Here is a 22162-nt window from a genome sequence, read left to right as displayed (position 1 = left end):
CTACGCGACCGCTCTGCGAATAAAAAAGCCTTCGATACGATCTTTGAACATATGTTCAAGCGCACCAGAGAATAGAATCACTAAACCTTGAATAACAACGACTATATCACGCGTAATCGTTGGAACTTCAAAATTTAATTCAGCACCGCCTTGATATAAAGCGCCAAACAAAATTGCTGCGATAATAATACCAATAGGGTGATTACGTCCCATCAAGGCCACCGCAATACCAGCAAAACCATAACCCGCCGTAAAGTTAAGCAATAGATTATGATTTACCCCCATGATTTCGTTAAGACCCACGAAGCCAGCCAAACCGCCCGAAATCAACATCGCCCAAATGGTAACTTTTGCCGTATCAATGCCCGCATAACGCGCTGCGGTTGGATTCGTTCCTAATGTACGCAGTTGATAGCCCCAACGCGTATGCCAAATCAATCCCCATACAAATACACAACACAAAAGCGCCCAAATAAAAGCAAGGTTCAATGGCGAGTCACCAATATCAATGCCCAACGGCGAAAAGAGTTCGTGCAAATAAGGCAACCAAGCACTTTCTTCAAACGTCCGGCTGTTTGGCGCCATACGACCGTCTTCTTTTAACCAGTTGACGATGAGATAAACCATCAGCGAAGACGCAATAAAGTTAAACATGATCGTAGTAATAACGATGTGACTGCCGCGACGTGCCTGTAAATACGCAGGAATATAGGCCCAAGCAGCCCCAAACACCGCGGCACCAATCACCGCTAACGGCGCAATCACATAAAACGGCATAGTATGATCAAGAGACAAACAGATCAAACCCACCCCTAAACCACCAATATAGGCTTGACCCTCACCACCAATATTGAACAATCCGCCCTTAAAGGCAACCGATACCGCAAGGCCAGTAAAGATGAGATTCGTAGCGTAATACAAGGTATAACCAATACCTTCGTTATACCCCAACGCACCGTAAATTAAGTAACCTGCGGCTTCAATTGGGTTTTCACCAATGGCGAGAATGACCAAACCTGAAACCAAAAATGCCAGCAAAATATTTAAGATAGGAATAAGGGCAATATTTACCCAAGTCGGAACTTTTGCCTGACTCATGCCGATACCCCTTCTTGCTGTTCGCCTTCTTGTTCTTTGTAATGGGCATTTGCCATCATTAAACCAAGGGTGCGTTCGTCGGCGTCTTTTGCATCAAGTTCACCCACAACCGCGCCATCAAACATCACAATGATGCGATCACTCAGTGCCATAATTTCATCCAATTCAACGGACACTAACAAAATGGCTTTGCCTGCATCACGTAGTTTAACAATTTGTTCGTGAATATTTTCGATTGCCCCGATGTCAACACCTCGTGTCGGCTGACCAATCAACAACACATCTGGGTTTTGTTCTACTTCACGGGCGATAACGATTTTTTGCTGATTACCACCAGAAAAATTCGCTGTTTTCAGATAAGGATTCGGTGGACGAACATCCCAAGCCGCCATACGGGCATTGCATTCATCCAACATGGCTTTGCGATTCATCAACACTTTGCCGTTATAAACTGGCGAATTATGATAGCCTAGTATGGCGGCTTCATAAGCTTCAAAGCCCGTTACCAAGCCCATTTTGTGGCGATCTTCGGGCACATGAGCCATTTTGAGATCGCGCATCTGTGCCGCATTTTTCGGAGCTTTCGCATTGATTACCTGACCCGCGAAATGAATTTCACCCTCATCCATCGGCGTAATGCCAGACAACACGCTCAGCAGCTCACTTTGTCCATTCCCTGACACGCCCGCAATCCCTAATATTTCCCCTGCGCGTAACGCTAAACTGACATTTTTAAGGCGTTTTACACCTTGGCTATCGAACTGAGATAAATTCTGCGCCGACAGCAAGACTTCACTTGGCTGAGCGTCTTCTTTATCGACCGTTAAACGCACTTTCTTACCCACCATAAGCTCAGCAAGCTCTTCCTTACTGGTATGGATAGTTTCACGATGAGACACCATTTCACCTTGGCGCATCACCGACACATTGTCAGTGGAAGCCATGATTTCACGCAGCTTATGAGTGATCAGCAAAACCGTAACGCCCTGATCTTTTAGGGCTTTCAAAATACGGAACAAGTGATCCGCTTCTTGTGGTGTTAATACGCCCGTTGGCTCATCTAAAATCAAAATGCGTGCGCCACGGTAAAGGGCTTTCAAAATTTCAACACGCTGCTGCAAACCAACCGGCAATTCTTCAACAATGGCATCGACATCAATGTCGAGACTGTATTCTTTCGCGAGACGCTGCAGTTCGACTCTTGCCGCAGCTACTCCGCCCTTTAATAGCGCGCCACCTTCAGCGCCTAACATCACGTTCTCAAGAACACTAAAGTTCTCAACCAACATAAAATGCTGATGCACCATACCTATGCCTGCATTAATGGCGTCTTGAGAACTGCGAATATCCACACGCTTGCCATCGACTTCAATATAACCCGTATCGGCTTCATAAAAGCCATAGATAATACTCATCAAAGTGGATTTACCAGCGCCGTTCTCACCAATAATACCGTGAATCGTACCTGCTGGAACTTGTAAGCAAATGTCTTTATTGGCCTGAACGGCACCAAAACGTTTACTAATGTCTCGCAATTCAATTGCGTATGGCATGGTTTTATTCGTCATATCTAAAAGGAATTCATCTGCTTATGAGTAAAAATGCTAAGGTAAAAAAAACAGTTGCCCACTCAAAGCAGGCAACTGTTTTTTCATGCAACTTAGTAGTTACAAGTATTATCAGACATGTAATCGTGAACTTTAATGTCACCACTGATAATCTTAGCGCGAATGTCACTGATTTTTGACTTCATGTCAGCGGTAATCAAGTTGGCATTATTCTCGTCCTGAGCCCAATCCACACCGCCCTCAGCCAAACCGAGAACAACCATACCTGGTTTCCAAGTACCCGCTGCGGCATCTTTGTAAGTTTTATAAGCGGCTTCGTCCACTCGTTTTACCATGGAGGTTAACATAGTGCCTGGTTGAATATGGTTTTGGTTTGAATCAACACCAATCGCCAATTTACCTTCGTCTTTCGCCGCTTGATATACACCAATACCGGTTCCGCCGGCGGCAGCAAACACAACATCAGCACCTTGAGAGAACTGGCTCTTAGCGAGCTCAGAGCCTTTTGTTGGATCATTAAACGCTGCACCAGTGGAACCCGTCATGTTCTGCAAAACGGTCGCGCTAGGAGACGCGTACTTCACGCCTTGCTCATAACCACAACCAAACTTACGGATTAGAGGAATGTCCATACCGCCAACAAAACCTACGGTATCTGTTTTTGATGCCATAGAAGCAAGAGCACCGACCAAGAACGAGCCTTCGTGCTCTTTAAAAACAACTGATTGCACGTTTGGTAGATCAATCACACCATCAATGATGGTGAAATTAATTTCTGGAAAGTCTTTCGCTACTTTCTCGACCGCAGACGTCATGTTAAAACCAACCGTTACGATTGGAGAATAACCACGCTTAGCAAGACGGCGTAAACCTTGCTCTACTTGAGCTTCGTTTTTCGGTTCAAATTCACGAACTTGAATGCCCGTATCTTCCGAGTATTTTTTAACGCCGTTGTAGACGCCTTCGTTAAAAGATTTATCGTATTTACCTGCTTGATCGTAAACCACTGCAGGTTCTGTTGCCGCGTGAGCCATGCTTGATGAGATGGCCAGCGCCGTTGCTGACGCAAGAAAGACAGCTTTCATTCCAATTCCTCTTATGTATGTAATCTAATCTAGGCAACTCTTAACCTTGCCTAACTGGTCAAAAATAAACCCATTAGCAGAATACCGCAATGTAATCTGCACAATTTAAGCAACATTTTTACCTATACTGCCCATCACAAAGCCATTTATTGAAAGACGATGTATGCAACAATAGCCATTAGCAATTCTCATGCCCAATTTAAACAAACGGTCAAGATTGGCAATTAGCGCAAAATACCGTACTACGCTGGGCCTGACGAATCTCTTTGAGGGGAGCGCCACAGACTAAACAAGGCTTATCCGCTCGGCCGTAAACCGCCAACTCCTGTTTAAAATAACCCGGCTTACCATCCCCACCAACAAAGTCTTTTAAGGTAGTGCCGCCCTGTTTAATGGCAGCCGCCAGCACCACTTTAATGCATTCGACCAAACGCGCCAAACGCGCTTTACTGATCTTACCCGCCAAACGATCAGGACGAATACCCGCTTTAAACAAGGCCTCATTGGCATAAATATTTCCCACCCCCACCACGACTTTACTGTCCATAATAAAGGTTTTGATGGGGACTTTACGGCCCTTTGCACGGGCAAACAGCATATCAACATTAAACAGATCAGACAGAGGCTCTGGCCCAAGATGCTTGATCAATTCGTGCTCGTTCCAATCCGCTGTTGTCCACAAAATGGCACCAAAGCGACGAGGGTCCGTGTACCGCAACCATACATCATCGTCGGCAAAGCAAAAATCCACATGATCATGAAACATCGGCGGCGTCTCGGCTGGCACAAAATACAAGCTTCCAGACATACCAAGATGAACAATCAAGGTACCTTTTGCAGTATGAATACCAATGTATTTGCCACGACGAGATAGATGAGTGATTTCGTCTCCTACCATCTCAGAGCTTAGCTCAGGCGTTATCAACCAGCGTAATTTAGGCTGACGAATATCCACTCTCGCAAGAGTGCGTCCTATTAACTTAGACTCAATGCCACGTAATGTGGTTTCTACTTCTGGTAATTCCGGCATGGTTGACCTCAATGCGAGACACAGACAATACTGAGTAAACGAAAAAAGTGCAGCAAGTAGATACAGCAAAAAACTGACCAGATGAACAACTTGCTTCTACTACTATATGCTAGATACAAAAAAACCGACTCAATGAGTCGGTTCCTTTTGACAAAGAAAGAAAATTATTTAATTTTCGCTTCTTTGTACATAACATGCTTACGTACTACTGGGTCATACTTTTTCATTTCAAGTTTGTCAGGAGTATTACGCTTGTTCTTGTCAGTTGTGTAAAAGTGACCAGTACCAGCAGAAGATACCATGCGAATTAGATCGCGAGCGCCTTTAGAAGCCATGATTCAGATCCTTATACTTTTTCGCCGTTGGCACGAATTTCAGCAAGAACTGATTCAATACCTTTTTTATCGATAATACGCATACCTTTAGAAGATACACGCAAACGTACATAGCGGTTTTCACCTTCGACCCAAAAACGGTGCCAGTGAAGGTTTGGAAGAAAACGACGCTTAGTGCGGCGTTTTGAGTGAGAAACGTTGTTACCTGTAACAGGACGCTTCCCAGTAACTTGACATACGCGAGACATAATTAAATACCTTTTGCTATCCAGAAAGATTATTGGAAGTGTTTCACTTCCTCAGGCGGAGCATGATTCCTTATGAATCAAAAAAATCCCATACCGAGGATATAGCGGCGCGCATTTTCCCATAACCCAACCCATTGAGCAATTCTTTTGTTAAAAAAATGATCAGTTCACATAATCTAAAGGCTAAGTCTTAAGTTAGATTGGATTTCCTCTCTAAGAGACCGAGGTACATTCCACTCTTGGGCTAAAGATCGCCATTGAGATACGCACTCAATCGTTTCATCAATGACGTTATCGATTTTGCGCTTACTGAATAAAGGACTCAGCTTCTGTAAGCTATAAAAATCCGCTCTAGTAAAGCCATCTCTTTTCCCATTCAAACTCATCCAATGACTACTGACCCATTTACTTCCGGGTTTGTAGCTATAGGCTAAATCGTAGGCTGGTGCTAACGACCACTTATCATTTTTCAGAATAAAAGCAAAATTCTTGGCATGATCATCATGGTTTCTAGCAATGATGTTAAATGCCATGCGCTTTAATATCTGCTGGGCATCCGTTGCAGGCAGCTTTAATTGCCGAGCCACACTGAATATTTCTGCATAGGAAAATGAGCCTGGTTTATTGTAGTCAACATGGGCCAACCCATTGAGAGTCTGGACATGGACTTTGGTATTACTTACGCGATCAAATCGCTGCGTTATAAAGTGCCGCCTGCCACCTTCTTCAAGCAACCTACAGGGCATCATTTCAATACCACAACTTTCGGCCATCAAATAATAAACAAATTCCATAGCTCCGTAACCTAAGGGATCCCCAAATGTCTCTTGGTTCTGATTGTGTTCATTTACACCATCAAATTTCATTAGGTAATGCGTAAAACCTTCAGGAACGGTCGTTTGTCCGGAGCGAACTTGAGTAAAGTCTTTATTAAATGCCAATACCGCCTTAGGCCTTGCTCCGCCAGCACTCATACCAACAGAGAGTAACGACAACATTGCTTCTCTTTCTTCTCGTCCATCCTTATTAAGCTCTACCTCAAATACACCACGAGAGTCTAAAATTTCTTGCGCAATTGAAACAAGAGATTGAATTTCAACTTGTTGCGATGCATTCAGGCTACGCAGCTTTGTAGCGGGTGAATACTCCAGAGCCCCCATACCTCTTTTCCCAGTGTATTGAAGCCGTTGTAGAGGAGAAATGTCATTAGGAGACTTACCTTGACTTGCCACCCAAGCATTAAGAACTGAGTTACCAAAATTATCGGGGAGAGAGTCTGCAATTAATCCAGGTAAACCTTTAAAGGTATTAAAATCAAGTTCAGGAAAACTAAAAATCCGTCTGGATAACGGCATTTTAAGAGGGGAAAGCTCTATCCCTTTTTTTATAAAGCTTGCTGTATATTCAAAAGCTCCAATGCCTTTATCACTATCAAAACTCACGGCGCCAACGTCGTGACCTAGATAGGAAACCTTAACAACTTCCATCACCATCCTAATTTTCCTCCATCACTCTCCCGATGCTGCCCAGACGCTCGCTGTCGTTTTTTGCCCTCTAGCTTAGCCAGTTGCAATGGTGATATTTCTTGTTTTGGCAGAAATAAATTCAATTGATCCGTTAAATTCAATGCAATCATGATTGCCACAAACACTTCTAATTGCACTTTACCTTTTTCGGCATTTAAAACCGTTTTGCGAGCAACACCAGCAAGTGCCGCGACCTCGGACTGAGTCAGGTTCAGATTCAACCTAGCTTGCTTTAAACGCTCTCCAAGCTCCTCAGAAAGAGCAGCCGAAGATTTTTCAATAGTCATACAAGGTTCCAATATGGTTACATTGTGAGATTAAATCACCTCTTATGTCCTAAATTTAGAACCTTTCTAAAATGTCGTCAAATAAAATCAAACAAAATCCCTAAATAGTCACTTTAACTAATAATTAACTATCAAAGTAACCAAATAAGAACTTTATCCTATATCAAAATACAAGCTACACCAACCCTCTCTCGGCCAAGGACACAGGCGAGCCATCGCCCACTACAAAGTGATCAAGCAATCGCACATCGACTAGATCCAACGCACGTTTAATTCTTTCGGTAATGCTGATGTCCGCCTGACTGGGCTCTGCCACGCCGCTTGGGTGATTGTGAGCCAGAATGACCGCAGCAGCATTGAATTGCAGTGCGGCTTTAACGACTTCACGCGGATAAACCGCCGCGGCATCTATGGTGCCCATAAAGAGCTCTTGATAGCGGATTAACCTGTGCTGAGTATCTAAGAAGAGCACCGCGAATATTTCTCGCTGGGAATGGCGTAGTTGAGAAGAAAGGTAAGTTCGGACGTGTTCCGCGCTGGTAAACACGGTTTCGCGCATCAGTTGTTCTTGTAAATGTCGTTTGGACATTTCTAACACGGCTTGTAGTTGGGTGTATTTTGCATCACCAAGACCAAAGCCTTGGCAAAATTCTTCGCGACTGGCCGACATAAGCGCACGCAAACCGCCAAATTGGGACAACACTTGACGGGCCAGTTCCACCGCGCTGATGCCTTGCGTGCCAGTTCGAAGAAATATCGCCAGCAATTCGGAATCACTCAGCGCACTCGCCCCTTGATGAATAAGCTTTTCTCTGGGTCTTTCTTGTTCAGGCCAATGTTTAATACTCATGATCTACTCCTTGATCCATGTTAATCTTGCATTTAATGTCAATGAGACTGGCGTCCTGCCTATTTACTCACTTTATCGACCACAGCACGAATTGAGAAGTTTTTTATGTCAAATCTCGCTCAAAAACGCATTTTATTAGGCATTACCGGTGGCATTGCCGCTTATAAAAGCATCGAACTGATTCGTTTGCTCACCAAGGCGGGCGCCGAGGTTCAAGTCGTTTTAACCGATGGCGCAAAAGCCTTTGTCACCGAAATGACGCTGCAAGCGATTTCTGGTCACCCAGTACGCAGCACCTTATTAGACCCAAATGCCGAAGCGGGAATGGGACACATAGAACTGGCAAAATGGGCGGATTTAATTGTCATTGCACCCGCCTCTGCTGACTTCATGGCGCGCTACGCTCAAGGCATGGCAAACGACTTGTTAAGTACCTTGTGCCTAGCCACCGAATCGCCCGTATTACTGGCGCCGGCCATGAACCAAGCCATGTGGCGTCATCCTGCCACGCAAGCCAATACCAAGCTTCTTACCGAACGCGGTGTGCTCAATATTGGCCCAGCTGATGGGGCACAAGCTTGCGGTGACATTGGCCCTGGGCGCATGAGCGAACCGAGCGATATTTTCAATGCGGTTACCGCTCACTTCGAAAACGATTCAATAACACAAGATTTATCCGGCCAACATTGGGTGATCACCGCTGGCCCCACCATGGAAGCCATCGACCCCGTTCGTTTTATCAGCAATCACAGCTCAGGCAAGATGGGTTATGCCCTCGCCACGGCCGCAATAGCTCGTGGTGCCAAGGTCACCTTAGTCAGTGGACCAGTACAAATAACAGCACCATCGGGTGCGAACCTCATTTTGGTGAAAAGCGCCGATGACATGCTAGCGGCTTGTCAGCAAAGCATGAATAATCAAGCAGATGTTTTCATTGGCGCCGCAGCGGTGGCCGACTTTAAAATGAAAACAGCCTGTGATCAGAAAATGAAAAAACAATCCGACACAGATGAAGTCACCCTAACGCTCGTTAAAAATCCAGACATCATCGCCACACTTGCCCAACAAAAACGCGCAAAAACCATCGTCGGCTTCGCGGCAGAAACGCAAAACGTGATCGAATACGCGAAAAGCAAACTCGAACGCAAAGGTTTGGATATTATCATCGCCAATGACGTATCTCGTGCCGACATTGGTTTTAATCAAGACGAGAACCAAGTCACTGTGATCACCAAAGACCAAACGTGGTCGCCAGATAAAGCCGCAAAAAGCCGGCTAGCGAGTGTACTGGTTGAATTTATCAACGAGTACACCCTAGGACCTTCTACTTCATAGCAGTAGGGCCACTGGAAGACTGATAGCGACCATCATAAGGTTCTACACTTTCGTCTGTATTAATAATAAATAAAGACGCAATTGGCATTCCCGGTACAAGTTTGTAATAAAACGAACTCATGTTTACGATCTCTAACGTTACTTTTCCTTTGTAGCCAGGATCCACTTGCCCATCACTCATATGAACAGAGATAAACCCTCTAGCAATAGAGCCTTTTGTTTGAACTAAACCAAATTTATCATTTGGCATAGCAATATACTCTTCCGTACAAGCCAGAACACTGCCTCCCGGAGGCAAGATAAAAAAATCATTTTGAGCAATGGTTTTCATTGTGCTAGGCATTGCTTTTGGAGGAATAAAAGGCTCCCCCTCATAAGGATCATACACGGTAAATTGATTATCTAACCGCAGGCAAATAGAAGATACGTCAACCTGCACAGCATTATTTTTATTAACAGCCAAACCCGCCGTCACTAAAGCCTGCAAAGCATTTCTTGTTAAAAGCATTATCCCCCCAATGTCACTGTCATTATAGCCGCGATAATAGAGCCAAAAATTGAAAAAGCGCCGGTTAAAATCTGAGCTGAGTACCTTCCCCAGAAATCTTTCAACCAATTTTCGGTTTTTGGTTGAGTTTTTATTGCTGTACGAGTTTCCATTCCAACTATTGGCGCCTCGGTTCGCCAAAACGACATAGAGCAAAACGCTTGCCCAACTTGCAATTCAACCTTACGACCGCTGACATTAAAAACGGGGATTCTTAGCTTACCGACAAACAAAGGATCCAACTTGGTATTAGCCGTTATGATACCTTTCCCGCCAATACTTCCTTTGGTCGAAAGCATACCAAATACATTATTCGGCATAGATATACTTTCCTGAGTTTCAATAATGACGCAACTACTCGGTTGCAATACAACAGATTTCTTTATTTCTAGCCAATCGGTATCCCCACTTCGTTGGTATAGAACACCCACAGATAAATCAACGGACACTTTTTCTTTTCCTAGCTCAACACTAGGAAAAACACTCACTCCACATGCCTTTAAATTGCTATTCAATATCACAAGTTGACTCCCTACATTCTCATGCTTTCCCTAATAAAGGCCTTGCAATCAGCCAAACTACGCAAAAAATAAACTCACCTGCACACCAAAGAATAGCGAACATGGTATATTTGCGGAATTCATAAGGTATCACAGTTATAAATGAGGTCACATTTATGCACAGACAGATAGAAGCCAGAATAGTTAATCCTTTACTTGGTGACTCAATTGAACTTCCAAAATACGCGACGCCAGGATCTGCCGCCTTAGATTTAAGGGCATGTATAACGGAATCAGTTATCATTGAAAGCGGTGGACGTCATCTTTTTCCTTCTGGCTTAGCGTTTAATATGAAAGACCCTAACATTGTGGCAATCATTGCCTCTCGATCAGGGTTAGCACTAAAGCATGGCGTAAGAGCGCATCCAGGAGTCATTGACTCAGATTATCATGGAGAACTCGGCATTCTTATTCACAATGATGGGCAAGAACCTTTCACCGTAAATCCAGGAGACAGAATCGCCCAATTACTGTTTCAGCCCATTGTAAAAGTTGATTTGGATTTTGTAGATTCGTTCTCTAATAACACCGAACGCGGCGAAGGCGGCTTTGGTCATACAGGCACAAAATAAGCAAAAAAGCGGCTAAAAAGGTGAGAATATTTCATCTTTTTAGCCTCTGTTACCACATTCATTCACCCATCTTTTTCAGTACAACTGAAATTTACTTTCATAAGCCCAAACTTCGTAAGTTTCATACAAATTTCTATAGTTAATCCGCCAAGATCACGTTATTATTTTAACCATAAGTGGTTGCTTACACTCGTTGTCAGCCTTGACTGTCATCGTTTTGCCACAGCAACCGGATAATATAGTAAAGAATAGAAGTGTTTTTTATTGATACAGTCTGTTTTTTTATGCGACCCATTTTTGTTTACAGGAGTACGTAAAACGTGGCTTTTTCTCGTGAATCTGCTTTAGATGTTGCTAAGGTTTTAAGCGAATCGCTTCCTTACATTCAACGCTTTGCTGGTAAAACGCTGGTTATTAAATACGGCGGCAATGCCATGACAGATGAAACCCTACAAGCTGGTTTTGCAAGAGACATCGTTTTGATGAAAGCCATCGGCATTAATCCAATCGTGGTTCACGGTGGCGGCCCACAAATTGGCGATATGCTGGCTAAACTGAATATCGAATCCAAATTCATCAACGGTATGCGTGTCACTGACACAGCAACCATGGATGTGGTTGAAATGGTACTAGGTGGCCAAGTAAACAAAGAAATCGTTAACTTAATTTGTGAAGCGGGCGGTAAAGCCATCGGCATCACAGGTAAAGACAGTCGTTTTATCAAAGCGAAAAAGCTGTTCGTAAAACACCAAGCGGAAGGCATGACAACACCGGAACAGGTAGACATCGGCCATGTTGGCGAAGTCGCCAGTGTTGACACCAGCTTCTTAAAGTTTTTTGAAAACAGCGACTTGATCCCAGTTATTGCACCAATTGGTGTAGATGATGAAGGTAATTCTTACAACATCAATGCGGATCTCGTCGCAGGCAAAGTAGCGGAAGCGGTTGGCGCAGAAAAGCTCATGCTACTGACCAATATTTCAGGTGTACAAGACAAGCAAGGCAATGTGCTAACTGGGCTAAGCACCGCTCAAGTTGATGCCCTCATTGCTGACGGCACGATTTATGGTGGTATGTTGCCTAAGATTAGTTGCGCGCTATCGGCTGTTAATTCAGGGGTAACAAGCGCTCACATTATCGATGGACGAGTACCTCATGCCACTTTATTAGAAATTTTTACCGATACTGGTGTGGGTACACTCATATCCAACACGAAAGTGGGTGAATAGGTCTTCACTGTTGTTAATGTGATGAATTGACAATATTGTTAGTAATTGGATACGACAAATGAGCAATAAGAAACACGATCGTCGCACTGAAATATTGCAGGCACTCGCTCAGATGCTAGAAAGTAGCCCTGGAGCGCGTATCACAACGGCGGCGTTAGCTAAGCAAGTTGGCGTATCGGAAGCGGCCTTATATCGCCATTTCCCAAGCAAAGCCAAAATGTTTGAAGGCTTAATCGAGTTTATTGAAGAAACGCTTTTTACGCGCATTACTCGTATTATCCAAGAAGAAAGCAATGTGGTCTCTCGTATCGAAATGATCATGACGCTGGTACTCGGATTTGCTGAGCAAAACCCAGGCATGTGCCGTTTACTCACAGCCGATGCATTAGCGGGCGAAACAGAACGATTACGCGTCCGTATTGCGCAAGTTTTTGATCGCATTGAAACTCAGCTGAAACAGGTAATGCGTGAAGCCGATTTAAAACAAGGATTGCGACCAGCAATGGGCGTTGCTCCCTGTGCAAATTTTCTAATCGCTATTATCGAAGGCAAGATACGCCACTACGTGCGTAGCGGGTTTAAAGTAAAGCCAATGGAAATTTGGCAAGAACAATGGACAGCTTTGGCACAAAATTTGATGCTAAACCGCTAGGGTCTGAGGCAAAACCTCATACCTAGCTTTTATAGCATCATTTTTTGCATTAAATGCCGTATTGCAAACGATACGCTTTTACCGCATCAAGGTGCTTAGCGAATTCTGGGGCATCCTGTTCTGCCAAATACGTCATAATGTCGTTTAACGAGACGATACTTATGACGGGCATACCGAAGTCACGTTCGACTTCTTGGATAGCAGACAACTCACCTTGGCCTCGTTCCTGACGATCTAAGGCGATAAGAACACCCGCTGGAAGCGCATTAGCTTGTTGGATGATTGCCATGACTTCTCGAATGGCGGTCCCTGCAGTGATAACGTCATCAATGATCATGACGTTACCCGCTAACGGAGCACCTACAAGAGAACCGCCTTCACCGTGAGTTTTTGCTTCTTTACGGTTGAAAACGTATGGTGTGTCTACATTATGATGGTCATAGAGGGCAACCGCAGTTGTGGTTGCCAACGGAATGCCTTTATAGGCAGGACCGAACAGAACATCAAATGGAACATTTGCTTCCATTAATGAGGTTGCGTAAAAGCGTCCTAACTTAGCTAGTGCTTGGCCAGAACTAAATAAGCCTGCATTAAAAAAGTAGGGGCTTACGCGGCCTGATTTAAGCGTAAATTCGCCAAAGCGCAACACGTTTTGTTCAATAGCGAATTCAATAAAGTCTCTTTGGTAAGGTTTCATGCCAACTCCAGAAAGATAAAATAGTACACAACAAAGCGCCGCCAAGAACGAGCGAAGCCATGCCAACATTGGATAGGTGCTAATATAACACACGGCTAGGAATTGTAGGGACCAGAAATGAAGGTCATCAGCCTTAATGTAAATGGTATAAGACAAGCAGCAGACCGCGGCTTTTTTGAATGGATGGTTCGTCAGAACCCAGATGTTGTGTGTCTGCAAGACATACAAGCAGATGAACGCAGTCTAAATGACAGTGTTTTCTTTCCGCCAGAGTTCAATACGTATTTTTTTGACTCGATGGAAAATCCTGAACAAGCAGGCGTTGCTATCTATTGTAAGACCATGCCCAAAGCCATCATGACAGGCATGGGCTTTCCTGAATGCGACTTCGAAGGACGCTTCATTCAGGCTGACTTCGATAAAGTCAGTATTGGTGCTTTTTTGACGCCTCACGGCTCAAATCACGAAGAGTCATTACAAGAGCACAAATATCGCTTTATGGAAGGTTTTAAAAATCACCTGATTAAAACCCGCCGTAAACGCCGAGAGTTTATTTTCTGCGGAACCGCTAACGTTGCGCGCTCTCCTATTGATGTAAGCAGTTGGTTTGTTAATCAACGCAATTCTGGTTTCTTGCCAGAAGAGCGTAAGTGGATAAACGAAATATTCAATGAAATGGAATACATTGACGCCTTCCGTCAAGTGAATAAACAGGACAAGCAGTATACTTGGTGGCCTGATTATGAACGCGCATGGAAACTAGACGAAGGGGGTCGTTTGGATTATCAAATTACCACTCCTGGCATCAAAAACTTAATCCAAGGCGGCACCATTTATAAAGGTCAGCGTTTTTCTGATCACGCACCGCTGATCATGGAATACAATATCGACTAGAGTTCGATTTGAAAACAAGTCGATAAACAAAAGGCCCACAAGAGGTAACTCTCGTGGGCCTTTTGTTGTCTTGGCAAAAACGTGTTCAATAACGCTGCTTATGCCGTCACTAAAGCTTTATGTTTTACTTTGAGCTTTAATTGATGAATGCCTCCAGGAGGAATCACGTAGGCATCACTGAGTGCATTCGCGGCTTCGACACAAACAAAGCGACGATAGTCCTCGTCTTCCATATCCGTGCGCTGCTTTGCGAGCTCTGCACCTGGATTCCACAGTACAGTACTGTGACTGCCTTCTGTGTGAATCACCAATTTTCGTTGTAGACCCATATCCAGTATTTCACACACCTCTGGCGCCGATGTGTAAACTCTGTCCATATGATCACATGGCGTAATGACACCTTGCTGTACTTTCTGACTGCCATTATCAAATTTATCGACATAGCTCACTTGATCTAGACCATGGACCTGCGCAGTTTGATTATCCGATACATGAAAATAAGTATGCAAAGCTTCACTAATTGGCATCGGCTTATCAGACAAATTGGCTGACGAAAAGTTGATCCGAAAGCCCTTGCTGGAAAAGCGAAACACCTGACGCAACTCAAACGCCAAAGGCCACATTTCTTCAATTAAAGGATGCTCTTCCGAAGCCAAACGTATCACAATTTTGACATCACCATTCTTAAAACGACCTGCTTCAATAAATTCCCAACGAAAATATCGCGCCAAGCCATGAGCAGGATAATCATTTTGCGTCTCATGAGCACCAAACCAAGGCCAACAGACAGGCACACCAAAATGTCGACGACCAAAGCGCCCTTCACCGCCAGGGTTGTCAGATTGGAACAACAGATCTTCTTGACCCGCTGGAATAAAGCTTTCTAAATGCCCGCCCCATAATGCGATGGTCGCACTAAAGCCTGGTTGTTCAATGACAATTTCATCGCATTTTTTTAAGCTCGCTGGGCGTATTTCGCCTCCCAACTCTTCAAGCTCTCTCATCAGTCGGCCATTCATCTACAACTCCGTCAAAATAATTTCGTACGCCCATATTAGCTGCAGATAGCATGATTACAATAGCTTGAGTTTATATCGACAATTCAACAAAGCAGATAACCGAATAAAGACTTAACCTAGTCTGAGTTTTACGTTATAAAACACAGCAACGACAAACACGTTCCGAACCAGCTTCTGTTTTCATTTTAAAAGGTAATATCTTCTTTATGAATCAACAAAACGAACCAAAAATGATCATTGGTTGCGACGAGTGGTGCGCATTTCCTTCTCTTGATATTCCAGCGATCAAAGCACGAGTTGATTCGGGTGCGAAAACCTCTTCCATGCACGCAATCAACATTGTCCGCTTTACGCGTGAAGATGAGCACTGGGTAAGATTTGATGTGCATCCATTACAAAAGAACCGCAAAGTCACCGTGCATTGTGAGGCGCCTCTCATTGACCAGCGCGTCATAAAAAGCTCCAGTGGAGACAAAGAAAAACGCCCAGTCATTCGCGTCCCTCTTTCTCTTGGCGGTAAAACATGGGAAGCAGAGGTGACACTCACCAATCGCGATAGTATGGGCTACAGAATGCTACTCGGACGAGAAGCGATGAATGGCCGAATCCTAATTGATCCAGAAGGCATGTGCCTACTCGGAGAAAAAGCAAAAAATACCTTACAGTCACTGTACGCCACAACCAAGGTATAATGAGTAATAAAGAGAGATGTGTGAACTTATATCGCTGTTCGCGTCAAAGGCCGATGTCTTTCCCTACATCGGCGATCTTGCGCTATGAGACTATGGGGCTTGCATATCCTCAACAGATTGCCCTGTGACGTCTGCATAGGGATCAAAATCCAGCACCTCAGTGGACACAGCAAATGTCTGATCACCCGCTACCGTGATCCGTTGCCCATCATTTGGGGCATCCAGTTGTCTTCGGTCCCACACCTTCAAATGATAATCCCCAGCAGGCAGATCCAGAGTAACGCTACCAGCCTTATCGGTTAATGCAAAATAAGGGGTATCAACCACCACTATCCAAGCGATCATGGTGTCATGAATATTACATCCCAATGCCACCACACCCGACCGATCAAACAATTCACTGGACGGCGCACGTCCAAGATAGAGTTTGATATCAAATGTTTTTGCCTCGGAAAATGAGTAAACGTGGTGACGAACCGTATCAAGATTAGGGAATTCAACTCGAGTCCCAGCTTGCAGCACCGTCACAGCGGGCAAAAACATTTGTCTTTTTTGAGCAATCACTACCGCGGGTAAATCTTTACTGACCGCTTTTGCTTTGAACGAGAGAGGCTCAAAAAACACCGCGCTATGATCCAGCGGCTTGCCATCTGGCGACGTTAAGGTAACGGATACAGTATGTGCCCAAGCAGAGGGTAACCATAGCCCACCGATAGCCGCCAGACAGAATAAAAAAATACGATTAAGGTTCAATGGCAATGCCTACTATAGATTGGCCTGAGGCGATCTCTCCGATTTTCATCAGCTGCGCATCATCCAAGCTGATCTTATATAAGGTATAGGAGGAATGCTCTTGAGCTCTCAATGCCACATACGCCGCATTGGTCACATCAGCAATATCAAAATGTGCATCTTCCACAGGCCCTGTCGCTAATTTACCAACCGTGTAAAGTCGGCCTGTATTAGGGGACACTTGGTTCACATCGGTCTCTCGCGTGCCTTGCGTAACCAAAGCACCTTGTACCGCATCAATCGCAAAATTCGTCGTCAACTTGCTGTTTTTTGTGTTGTAAGTATAGGCTGCAGCAACCAAATGCGGTGCGACACCATACGACACATCACCAAGGCTATATTGCAACGACGCGTCAAGCTGTACACCGGCTAAGTCGGGATTATTGTCCACGTAAAGACCCGTTTCAGGGTGCATCCTACTGTTTACAGCAGCATTCGTGACGACACGAATACGGTCTGCTGCTGGGTTAAAATCTACGCCATACAAGGTTCCATCCAAAACAAGCTGTTGCGCAGGCTCACCTATCGCTGTCATCTGACCTGAGTCTGTATTAACAGTGTACACCTGACCGGTATTGGAGACGGCATACAAGACACCATAGGCAACACGATAATCGATACCAATAATACGCTCATCTGGGGTTTTAATCCCCTGCAATGACACACGACTTATGATCGTATCTGGGTGCGCCACATTAAATTTGATTAACCTATTATTGGACAACAGCGCGAGCATATTTTCTGGCAGCTCAGCATCAGGCGCCATCTCTGGTATAGACTGCGCATGAAGCGTACTAGACAACAAGAGTATGACATAACATAGGGAACGTATTTTACGCATTAGGTAACCTTTTCTTAATTTTATTAGAAACCACTAAACGCCACTTACAACAGATCGATTTCGGCCACTCTCTTTTGCTTTGTATAACGCTTCATCGGAACGACTTAACCAATCATGCACATCTTTATCAGACAGAGACGCTTCTGATATACCGAAACTTATCGTCACAGAGACAGTAGTATCAGCGACTTTTACTTTGATCTCAGCAATTTTCTTACGCACGGTTTCACAGAAAAAAAGCGCGCCAGCGGCGTCTGTATTAGGCAACACAATAACGAATTCTTCACCACCATAACGGCCAACAAAATCCGTTTTTCTGGCACCAGAAGAAAGCACCTTAGCGACCGCTTGCAACACTTGATCCCCAACGGGGTGACCATATTGATCATTGACCTGTTTAAAGTGATCTATGTCGGCCATCACCAAAGCATGAGAGCCACCACGCTGTTTAAAGGCATCAAAAGCATTGCTCAAGACTTTATCCAGATTGCCGCGATTATGCAGCGATGTCAGTGGATCTGTTTTACTTAAATAGTCTAACTTACGATTGGCATTAGAGAGTGATTCCTTATTCGTCGCGACATCTGTCACATCATAAACCACCATGCAAACGTACTTTACCGTACCATCCGCATTGGTAATCGGTCGTAGAGCAACATTCTGATACATCTTTTCTGCTATCCCAGTAATAGGACGATAGCTTTTAAAAGGAAAAAGATGGGGACGTTGTTCCCACGAAATAAAAATGGACGTTCTTAACGCAATCACATTGTCTAATTTTTGCTGCAACCAATTACTATTAATCGTCGGAAAAATATTAAATAAAGACTGCCCTTTGGCAATAGAAGAACTCACCCCACTGTGATTTTCTATGAAACTATTCCAGAGCTTGATTTCATATTTGTCGTTTAAAACCACCAAGCCCACATCGATATGCTGAAGCATATCGAATAGCCAATGCAGTTCCATAATATCTTCTGCGTTACTGCTCATTTGTCTAATCTTCCTCAACCAAATAGGACAGCAAATTTTCCAATACCGATACAGAATCCTCAGTAAACAGCATCATCAAGTCACAACTAATTTGATAATTTTCTACTTCGTAAACAATCTCAACCACCAGCGTACGTTTCCATTTGGCTTTTTTGATGTTCACTAAATCCGCCACCTTCGCATGTTGCGCAAATAAGGCTGGATGACTATGGCTAAAATCGATATTCAACTGCTTACCAAATGCATCAATAAATGGACCAACCAATACAGACGATACGTCCATCAGCAGCTCAACTTCGACCACTGAATCGATGACTTCTGTCATACTGAGCAGCTTTGCCATATCTGGAAAGCTCGAATCGCTAAAAATCAGTAAGGTTTCAAACGCAATTCCAGAACCCACAAACCCTTGAGAAACAGCCGAACAACTGTCGTCTTTGACGCTATAATCCAGCGCCATTTGCAGCTCACTGACCTCTAAGATGTTAACTCGAGGAACCGGCAATTTGACAAAAACATTCAGCATATCGGCCAAGACACTCGCAGCACGTCCCATGGCAATATTCGAAATTTCCTGCAAGCACTCATTAAGAGTAAATTGCTCTGCAGCCGTCTTTTCCTCAATAACCGTAGTGGATTGATCCAAATTACGATCAGCCGCATCATCAGAGAACAGCCCCAATGAAATCAACAACGTCCGCAACTCTTCCGCTGACGCAGGCTTTTTATGAAAGGCCACAGCGCCCATCTCTTTTACGCGCTGTATCGCTTTCGGCTGAATGTCTCCCGACACCACAATCACAGCCGGAGATGACTCAAAAGATTGCAGTGCTTCAAGCGTCTCATAGCCATCTTTCACTGGCATATTGAGATCCAGAAATAAAATATCAAACGTGGAAGCCGATATTTTATTTAGCGCTTCTTCCCCATGCTCTGCATAGTCAACATCAATATCCCAATCCGCTGGTAACACTCTTGTTAATTGCTTACGCGCAATTTTTGAATCATCACAAATCAGTACTCGTGTACTCATTACCCTTCTCTTTTTGATAAGTGTCACTGGTGCATACTATGACACCTAAAGTGTCGTTTCTAAAACCACAAAAATGTTATTTCACGTAACCAAAATCAACATAAATGCAGTTAATTCCCCTTGCTTTACTATAATCTAGACCTTTTTATCAAATTACAGTGCGAACTAAACAAACGATAATAAGGCTTTCGTCACTAAACGCTCATCGTACTTATGCAGTTTGTCCATTATTAATGGGGTTTTGATCACAGTGACATTCATCGCCATTAAAGCATCAACATCAACGTCGCCATAATCATATTTATCGTCAAGTAACAGATAATCTAAAGCGGAGAAATACGCGACGGATTGATCATCCGCACACACGGTTTCTATCAAGCGCTTCACTCTTTCCATTAACGACAAGCCTTGCTGCTCTGGGTCCATACCCAAATTAGGTAAATATACTTTTGGATTAGCATTCTGACGAATCGCACGGCCAACGCCCTCTGGCAAAAGATTCGCCAGCAAGCTGCTGTAAAAACTGCCGGGGGGATAACAAATCAAATCAGCCCCCTCAATGGCGTCTTTGCGGTCATCCGCAATATAACGATTCGTCGGCACGATATTACGCAGCCCCTTATTTAACCAAATTCGCTTTATCGGACTCGGTAATGAGTGCGTTTCTTTGCCGGTAATCTTATGCTGACCTAAAACAACATCCCCGTTATCGAGTTCAACGCCCAAATGCAAACTGGCATCAAGGGTGGTTTTCACCTCACCTAACGCTTTTACGAGGCGCGAGAATAAAAAGACAATCGGGTCTAACTGTTGCTGATTATTCAAATACCCACCCGCCATAATCAGATTGCCAATACTGGCCCCACGTAAATCAAAATCATGATGAATACGTGCTTGAGTCACGGCCAAATGCATTTGAATTAAAGCTTTCATGGGATTAGGAATGCACTCAATCAACGAATGCTCTCCCGCAACCAATTGCTGTAGCTGAGCTCTTAATACGGACAACTCCGCTTGCTGAGGAAGCCGATGAGTAAACAAATTGTACACTTCTGGTTGCCCCATGACGGTTTCATCCGCCAATGCCATCAAACGACTACGCAAATCCCCAACGGCCGGAATATCAAACTCAGCACGTAATCGCGCAGAGCTGCCACCCGAATCAAACGGCGTCACAAGATGAATGGAATGGTGCGTGTACTCCTTAAATACGCGACTAATTTTGTTTAATGCTGAGCCGCCACTAAAAAACAACACTTTTGGCCCTTGTTCCGGCAAACTCTGATAACGATGAACACGAACAGGATCTGGCATCACCATACGACGCCAAATACGTAAAGAGCTTGTCATATAAACCTCATACAAATCAAAATAGTCGCCAGCAAGCGTTAGAAAACGTTTAAAATTGGCTTGATGTTATCTTCCCATGATACACAATGCTAAAATGCTCGCCATGCAAAACGTCATTAAAACAATAGCACGTATTACTTTCAGGAAGCGCCATGGAAACCAAAAATTCTGGGTCATCTCTAAGCAAAGCACTCACCATGCTGAACCACGTTTGCACCTCTCCAGTACCACTGCGATTTGCCGAATTGGTCGAACTTTCTGAACTGCCTAAAGCCACCGCTCATCGCCAACTAAATACCCTGCTTGAGCATGGCTTGGTGCGTTTTGATGAACACAAACAAGCCTATTATCCTGGCTATGGATTGCTTGCACTTGCCCACCGCACCTGGGCAAACTTAGACATTCGAGACGTAGCCGCCGCCCCCATGCGAGAACTGTGGTCCAGCACCCAAGAAACCATTCACCTTGCGGTTTTAGACGGCGCAGAGGTTATTTATATCGATAAACTGGAAAGCCCTAAGAGCTTACGACTTTATTCTGCGGTCGGAAAAAAAGGCCCCGTCTACTGCACGGGTGTTGGTAAAGCCATGTTGGCTTTTTTACCCGATGACAAACAACAAGCCGTCATCGAACATCAAGCCTTTTTCCGCCATACAGAGCATACCCTAACCACTCCGGATGCCCTAAAAGCCAACTTGGCCCAGATCAGAGAGCAGGGCATTTCCCTCGACTTAGAAGAACATGAGATGGGCATAAAATGCGCAGCGGCGCCTATTTTCAACTCGCGCCATGAAGCCGTCGCGGCGATCAGTGTCACCGCTCCGGCTTTTCGAACCAGCGATGAGGTCTATGAGGCCATGAAAAACCAAGTAAAAAATGCCGCCAACACCATATCAAAACGCCTTGGCGCGTGTGATTAACCCCTCACG

At 44.4% G+C, this 22162-nt stretch carries 25 protein-coding genes; 7 read left to right on the top strand and 18 right to left on the bottom strand.

All coding sequences use genetic code 11. From position 1 onward, the window contains the following. From DKT73_RS05075 to radC, 9 genes are all read right to left on the bottom strand, one after another. Positions 1–1098, bottom strand: a complete 1098-nt coding sequence (locus tag DKT73_RS05075) for an ABC transporter permease (protein WP_111637487.1) — start codon at positions 1096–1098, stop codon at positions 1–3. Continuing rightward, positions 1095–2666 (bottom strand): ABC transporter ATP-binding protein, encoded by a 1572-nt coding sequence (locus DKT73_RS05070; RefSeq protein ID WP_111637486.1) that lies wholly within the window; start codon positions 2664–2666, stop codon positions 1095–1097. The genes DKT73_RS05075 and DKT73_RS05070 overlap by 4 nt, the downstream gene beginning before the upstream one ends. A 92-nt stretch (positions 2667–2758) precedes the next feature. Continuing rightward, a complete protein-coding gene (locus DKT73_RS05065; protein ID WP_111637485.1) occupies positions 2759–3751 on the bottom strand; it encodes a BMP family lipoprotein in 993 nt (330 codons plus the stop codon). Between the two features lie 211 nt (positions 3752–3962). Next, on the bottom strand, positions 3963–4781 hold the full coding sequence (gene mutM, locus DKT73_RS05060) for a bifunctional DNA-formamidopyrimidine glycosylase/DNA-(apurinic or apyrimidinic site) lyase (protein WP_111637484.1): 819 nt from the start codon (positions 4779–4781) through the stop codon (positions 3963–3965). Between the two features lie 164 nt (positions 4782–4945). Further along, positions 4946–5116, bottom strand: coding sequence for a 50S ribosomal protein L33 (gene rpmG / locus DKT73_RS05055; protein ID WP_111637483.1), 171 nt, complete (start codon positions 5114–5116; stop codon positions 4946–4948). Positions 5117–5127: 11 nt separating this feature from the next. Beyond that, complete coding sequence (gene rpmB / locus DKT73_RS05050; RefSeq protein WP_111637482.1) at positions 5128–5364, bottom strand: 50S ribosomal protein L28; 237 nt, start codon at positions 5362–5364, stop codon at positions 5128–5130. Positions 5365–5540: 176 nt separating this feature from the next. Continuing rightward, positions 5541–6857: a type II toxin-antitoxin system HipA family toxin gene (locus tag DKT73_RS05045; protein WP_111637481.1), complete on the bottom strand. Its 1317-nt coding sequence runs from the start codon at positions 6855–6857 to the stop codon at positions 5541–5543. Then, positions 6851–7177 (bottom strand): helix-turn-helix transcriptional regulator, encoded by a 327-nt coding sequence (locus DKT73_RS05040; protein ID WP_111637480.1) that lies wholly within the window; start codon positions 7175–7177, stop codon positions 6851–6853. The genes DKT73_RS05045 and DKT73_RS05040 overlap by 7 nt, the downstream gene beginning before the upstream one ends. Positions 7178–7352: 175 nt before the next feature. Then, positions 7353–8027, bottom strand: a complete 675-nt coding sequence (gene radC / locus DKT73_RS05035) for a RadC family protein (protein WP_111637479.1) — start codon at positions 8025–8027, stop codon at positions 7353–7355. A gap of 105 nt (positions 8028–8132) precedes the next feature. On the opposite strand from radC, the gene coaBC reads away from it, so the two are divergent. Continuing rightward, a complete protein-coding gene (gene coaBC / locus DKT73_RS05030; RefSeq protein WP_111637478.1) occupies positions 8133–9362 on the top strand; it encodes a bifunctional phosphopantothenoylcysteine decarboxylase/phosphopantothenate--cysteine ligase CoaBC in 1230 nt (409 codons plus the stop codon). On the opposite strand, the gene dcd is transcribed toward coaBC, so the two are convergent. Both dcd and DKT73_RS05020 read right to left on the bottom strand, forming a co-directional pair. Beyond that, positions 9352–9870 (bottom strand): dCTP deaminase, encoded by a 519-nt coding sequence (gene dcd / locus DKT73_RS05025; protein WP_111637477.1) that lies wholly within the window; start codon positions 9868–9870, stop codon positions 9352–9354. The two genes, coaBC and dcd, sit on opposite strands and share 11 nt — an antisense overlap. Then, on the bottom strand, positions 9870–10397 hold the full coding sequence (locus tag DKT73_RS05020; RefSeq protein ID WP_157959155.1) for a dCTP deaminase domain-containing protein: 528 nt from the start codon (positions 10395–10397) through the stop codon (positions 9870–9872). Before DKT73_RS05020 ends, dcd begins: the two co-directional genes overlap by 1 nt. Positions 10398–10585: 188 nt before the next feature. Here DKT73_RS05020 and dut point away from each other — a divergent pair, with 188 nt between their 5' ends. The 3 genes from dut (at position 10586) to slmA (ending at position 12922) form a co-directional block, all read left to right on the top strand. Beyond that, the gene (gene dut, locus DKT73_RS05015; protein ID WP_111637475.1) at positions 10586–11041 is read left to right on the top strand and encodes a dUTP diphosphatase; all 456 of its coding nucleotides are present in this window, start codon (positions 10586–10588) and stop codon (positions 11039–11041) included. A 320-nt stretch (positions 11042–11361) separates the two neighbouring features. Beyond that, positions 11362–12270 carry an acetylglutamate kinase gene (argB, locus tag DKT73_RS05010; RefSeq protein WP_111637474.1) on the top strand — a complete coding sequence of 303 codons (909 nt, stop codon included), beginning with the start codon at positions 11362–11364 and terminating at the stop codon, positions 12268–12270. A 58-nt stretch (positions 12271–12328) separates the two neighbouring features. After that, complete coding sequence (gene slmA, locus DKT73_RS05005; protein ID WP_111637473.1) at positions 12329–12922, top strand: nucleoid occlusion factor SlmA; 594 nt, start codon at positions 12329–12331, stop codon at positions 12920–12922. 49 nt (positions 12923–12971) lie between these two features. Here slmA and pyrE read toward each other — a convergent pair whose 3' ends face one another. Further along, positions 12972–13619, bottom strand: a complete 648-nt coding sequence (pyrE, locus tag DKT73_RS05000; RefSeq protein ID WP_111637472.1) for an orotate phosphoribosyltransferase — start codon at positions 13617–13619, stop codon at positions 12972–12974. A 117-nt stretch (positions 13620–13736) separates the two neighbouring features. Here pyrE and DKT73_RS04995 point away from each other — a divergent pair, with 117 nt between their 5' ends. Continuing rightward, positions 13737–14513, top strand: coding sequence for an exodeoxyribonuclease III (locus DKT73_RS04995; protein ID WP_111637471.1), 777 nt, complete (start codon positions 13737–13739; stop codon positions 14511–14513). A gap of 98 nt (positions 14514–14611) precedes the next feature. On the opposite strand, the gene DKT73_RS04990 is transcribed toward DKT73_RS04995, so the two are convergent. After that, on the bottom strand, positions 14612–15532 hold the full coding sequence (locus tag DKT73_RS04990) for a D-hexose-6-phosphate mutarotase (RefSeq protein ID WP_111637470.1): 921 nt from the start codon (positions 15530–15532) through the stop codon (positions 14612–14614). 206 nt (positions 15533–15738) lie between these two features. On the opposite strand from DKT73_RS04990, the gene DKT73_RS04985 reads away from it, so the two are divergent. Next, positions 15739–16224: an ATP-dependent zinc protease family protein gene (locus DKT73_RS04985; RefSeq protein WP_111637469.1), complete on the top strand. Its 486-nt coding sequence runs from the start codon at positions 15739–15741 to the stop codon at positions 16222–16224. A gap of 90 nt (positions 16225–16314) precedes the next feature. Here DKT73_RS04985 and DKT73_RS04980 read toward each other — a convergent pair whose 3' ends face one another. The 5 genes from DKT73_RS04980 to DKT73_RS04960 form a co-directional block, all read right to left on the bottom strand. Continuing rightward, positions 16315–16977, bottom strand: coding sequence for a methylamine utilization protein (locus tag DKT73_RS04980; protein WP_111637468.1), 663 nt, complete (start codon positions 16975–16977; stop codon positions 16315–16317). After that, entirely contained in the window at positions 16967–17857 is an 891-nt protein-coding gene (locus DKT73_RS04975; RefSeq protein ID WP_111637467.1) for a DUF4394 domain-containing protein, read from the bottom strand. The genes DKT73_RS04980 and DKT73_RS04975 overlap by 11 nt, the downstream gene beginning before the upstream one ends. A gap of 33 nt (positions 17858–17890) precedes the next feature. After that, positions 17891–18850 (bottom strand): GGDEF domain-containing protein, encoded by a 960-nt coding sequence (locus DKT73_RS04970; protein ID WP_111637466.1) that lies wholly within the window; start codon positions 18848–18850, stop codon positions 17891–17893. A gap of 4 nt (positions 18851–18854) precedes the next feature. Further along, entirely contained in the window at positions 18855–19883 is a 1029-nt protein-coding gene (locus DKT73_RS04965) for a response regulator (RefSeq protein WP_111637465.1), read from the bottom strand. A gap of 165 nt (positions 19884–20048) precedes the next feature. Continuing rightward, positions 20049–21233, bottom strand: a complete 1185-nt coding sequence (locus tag DKT73_RS04960; RefSeq protein ID WP_111637464.1) for a GAK system CofD-like protein — start codon at positions 21231–21233, stop codon at positions 20049–20051. Between the two features lie 152 nt (positions 21234–21385). Here DKT73_RS04960 and DKT73_RS04955 point away from each other — a divergent pair, with 152 nt between their 5' ends. Next, the gene (locus DKT73_RS04955) at positions 21386–22153 is read left to right on the top strand and encodes an IclR family transcriptional regulator (protein WP_111637463.1); all 768 of its coding nucleotides are present in this window, start codon (positions 21386–21388) and stop codon (positions 22151–22153) included. The last annotated feature ends 9 nt before the right edge of the window (positions 22154–22162 follow it).

The sequence above is a fragment of the Marinomonas shanghaiensis genome (assembly GCF_003259175.1).
In the GTDB taxonomy this organism is placed as follows: domain Bacteria; phylum Pseudomonadota; class Gammaproteobacteria; order Pseudomonadales; family Marinomonadaceae; genus Marinomonas; species Marinomonas shanghaiensis.
This window is presented reverse-complemented; position numbering and strand designations above follow the sequence as displayed.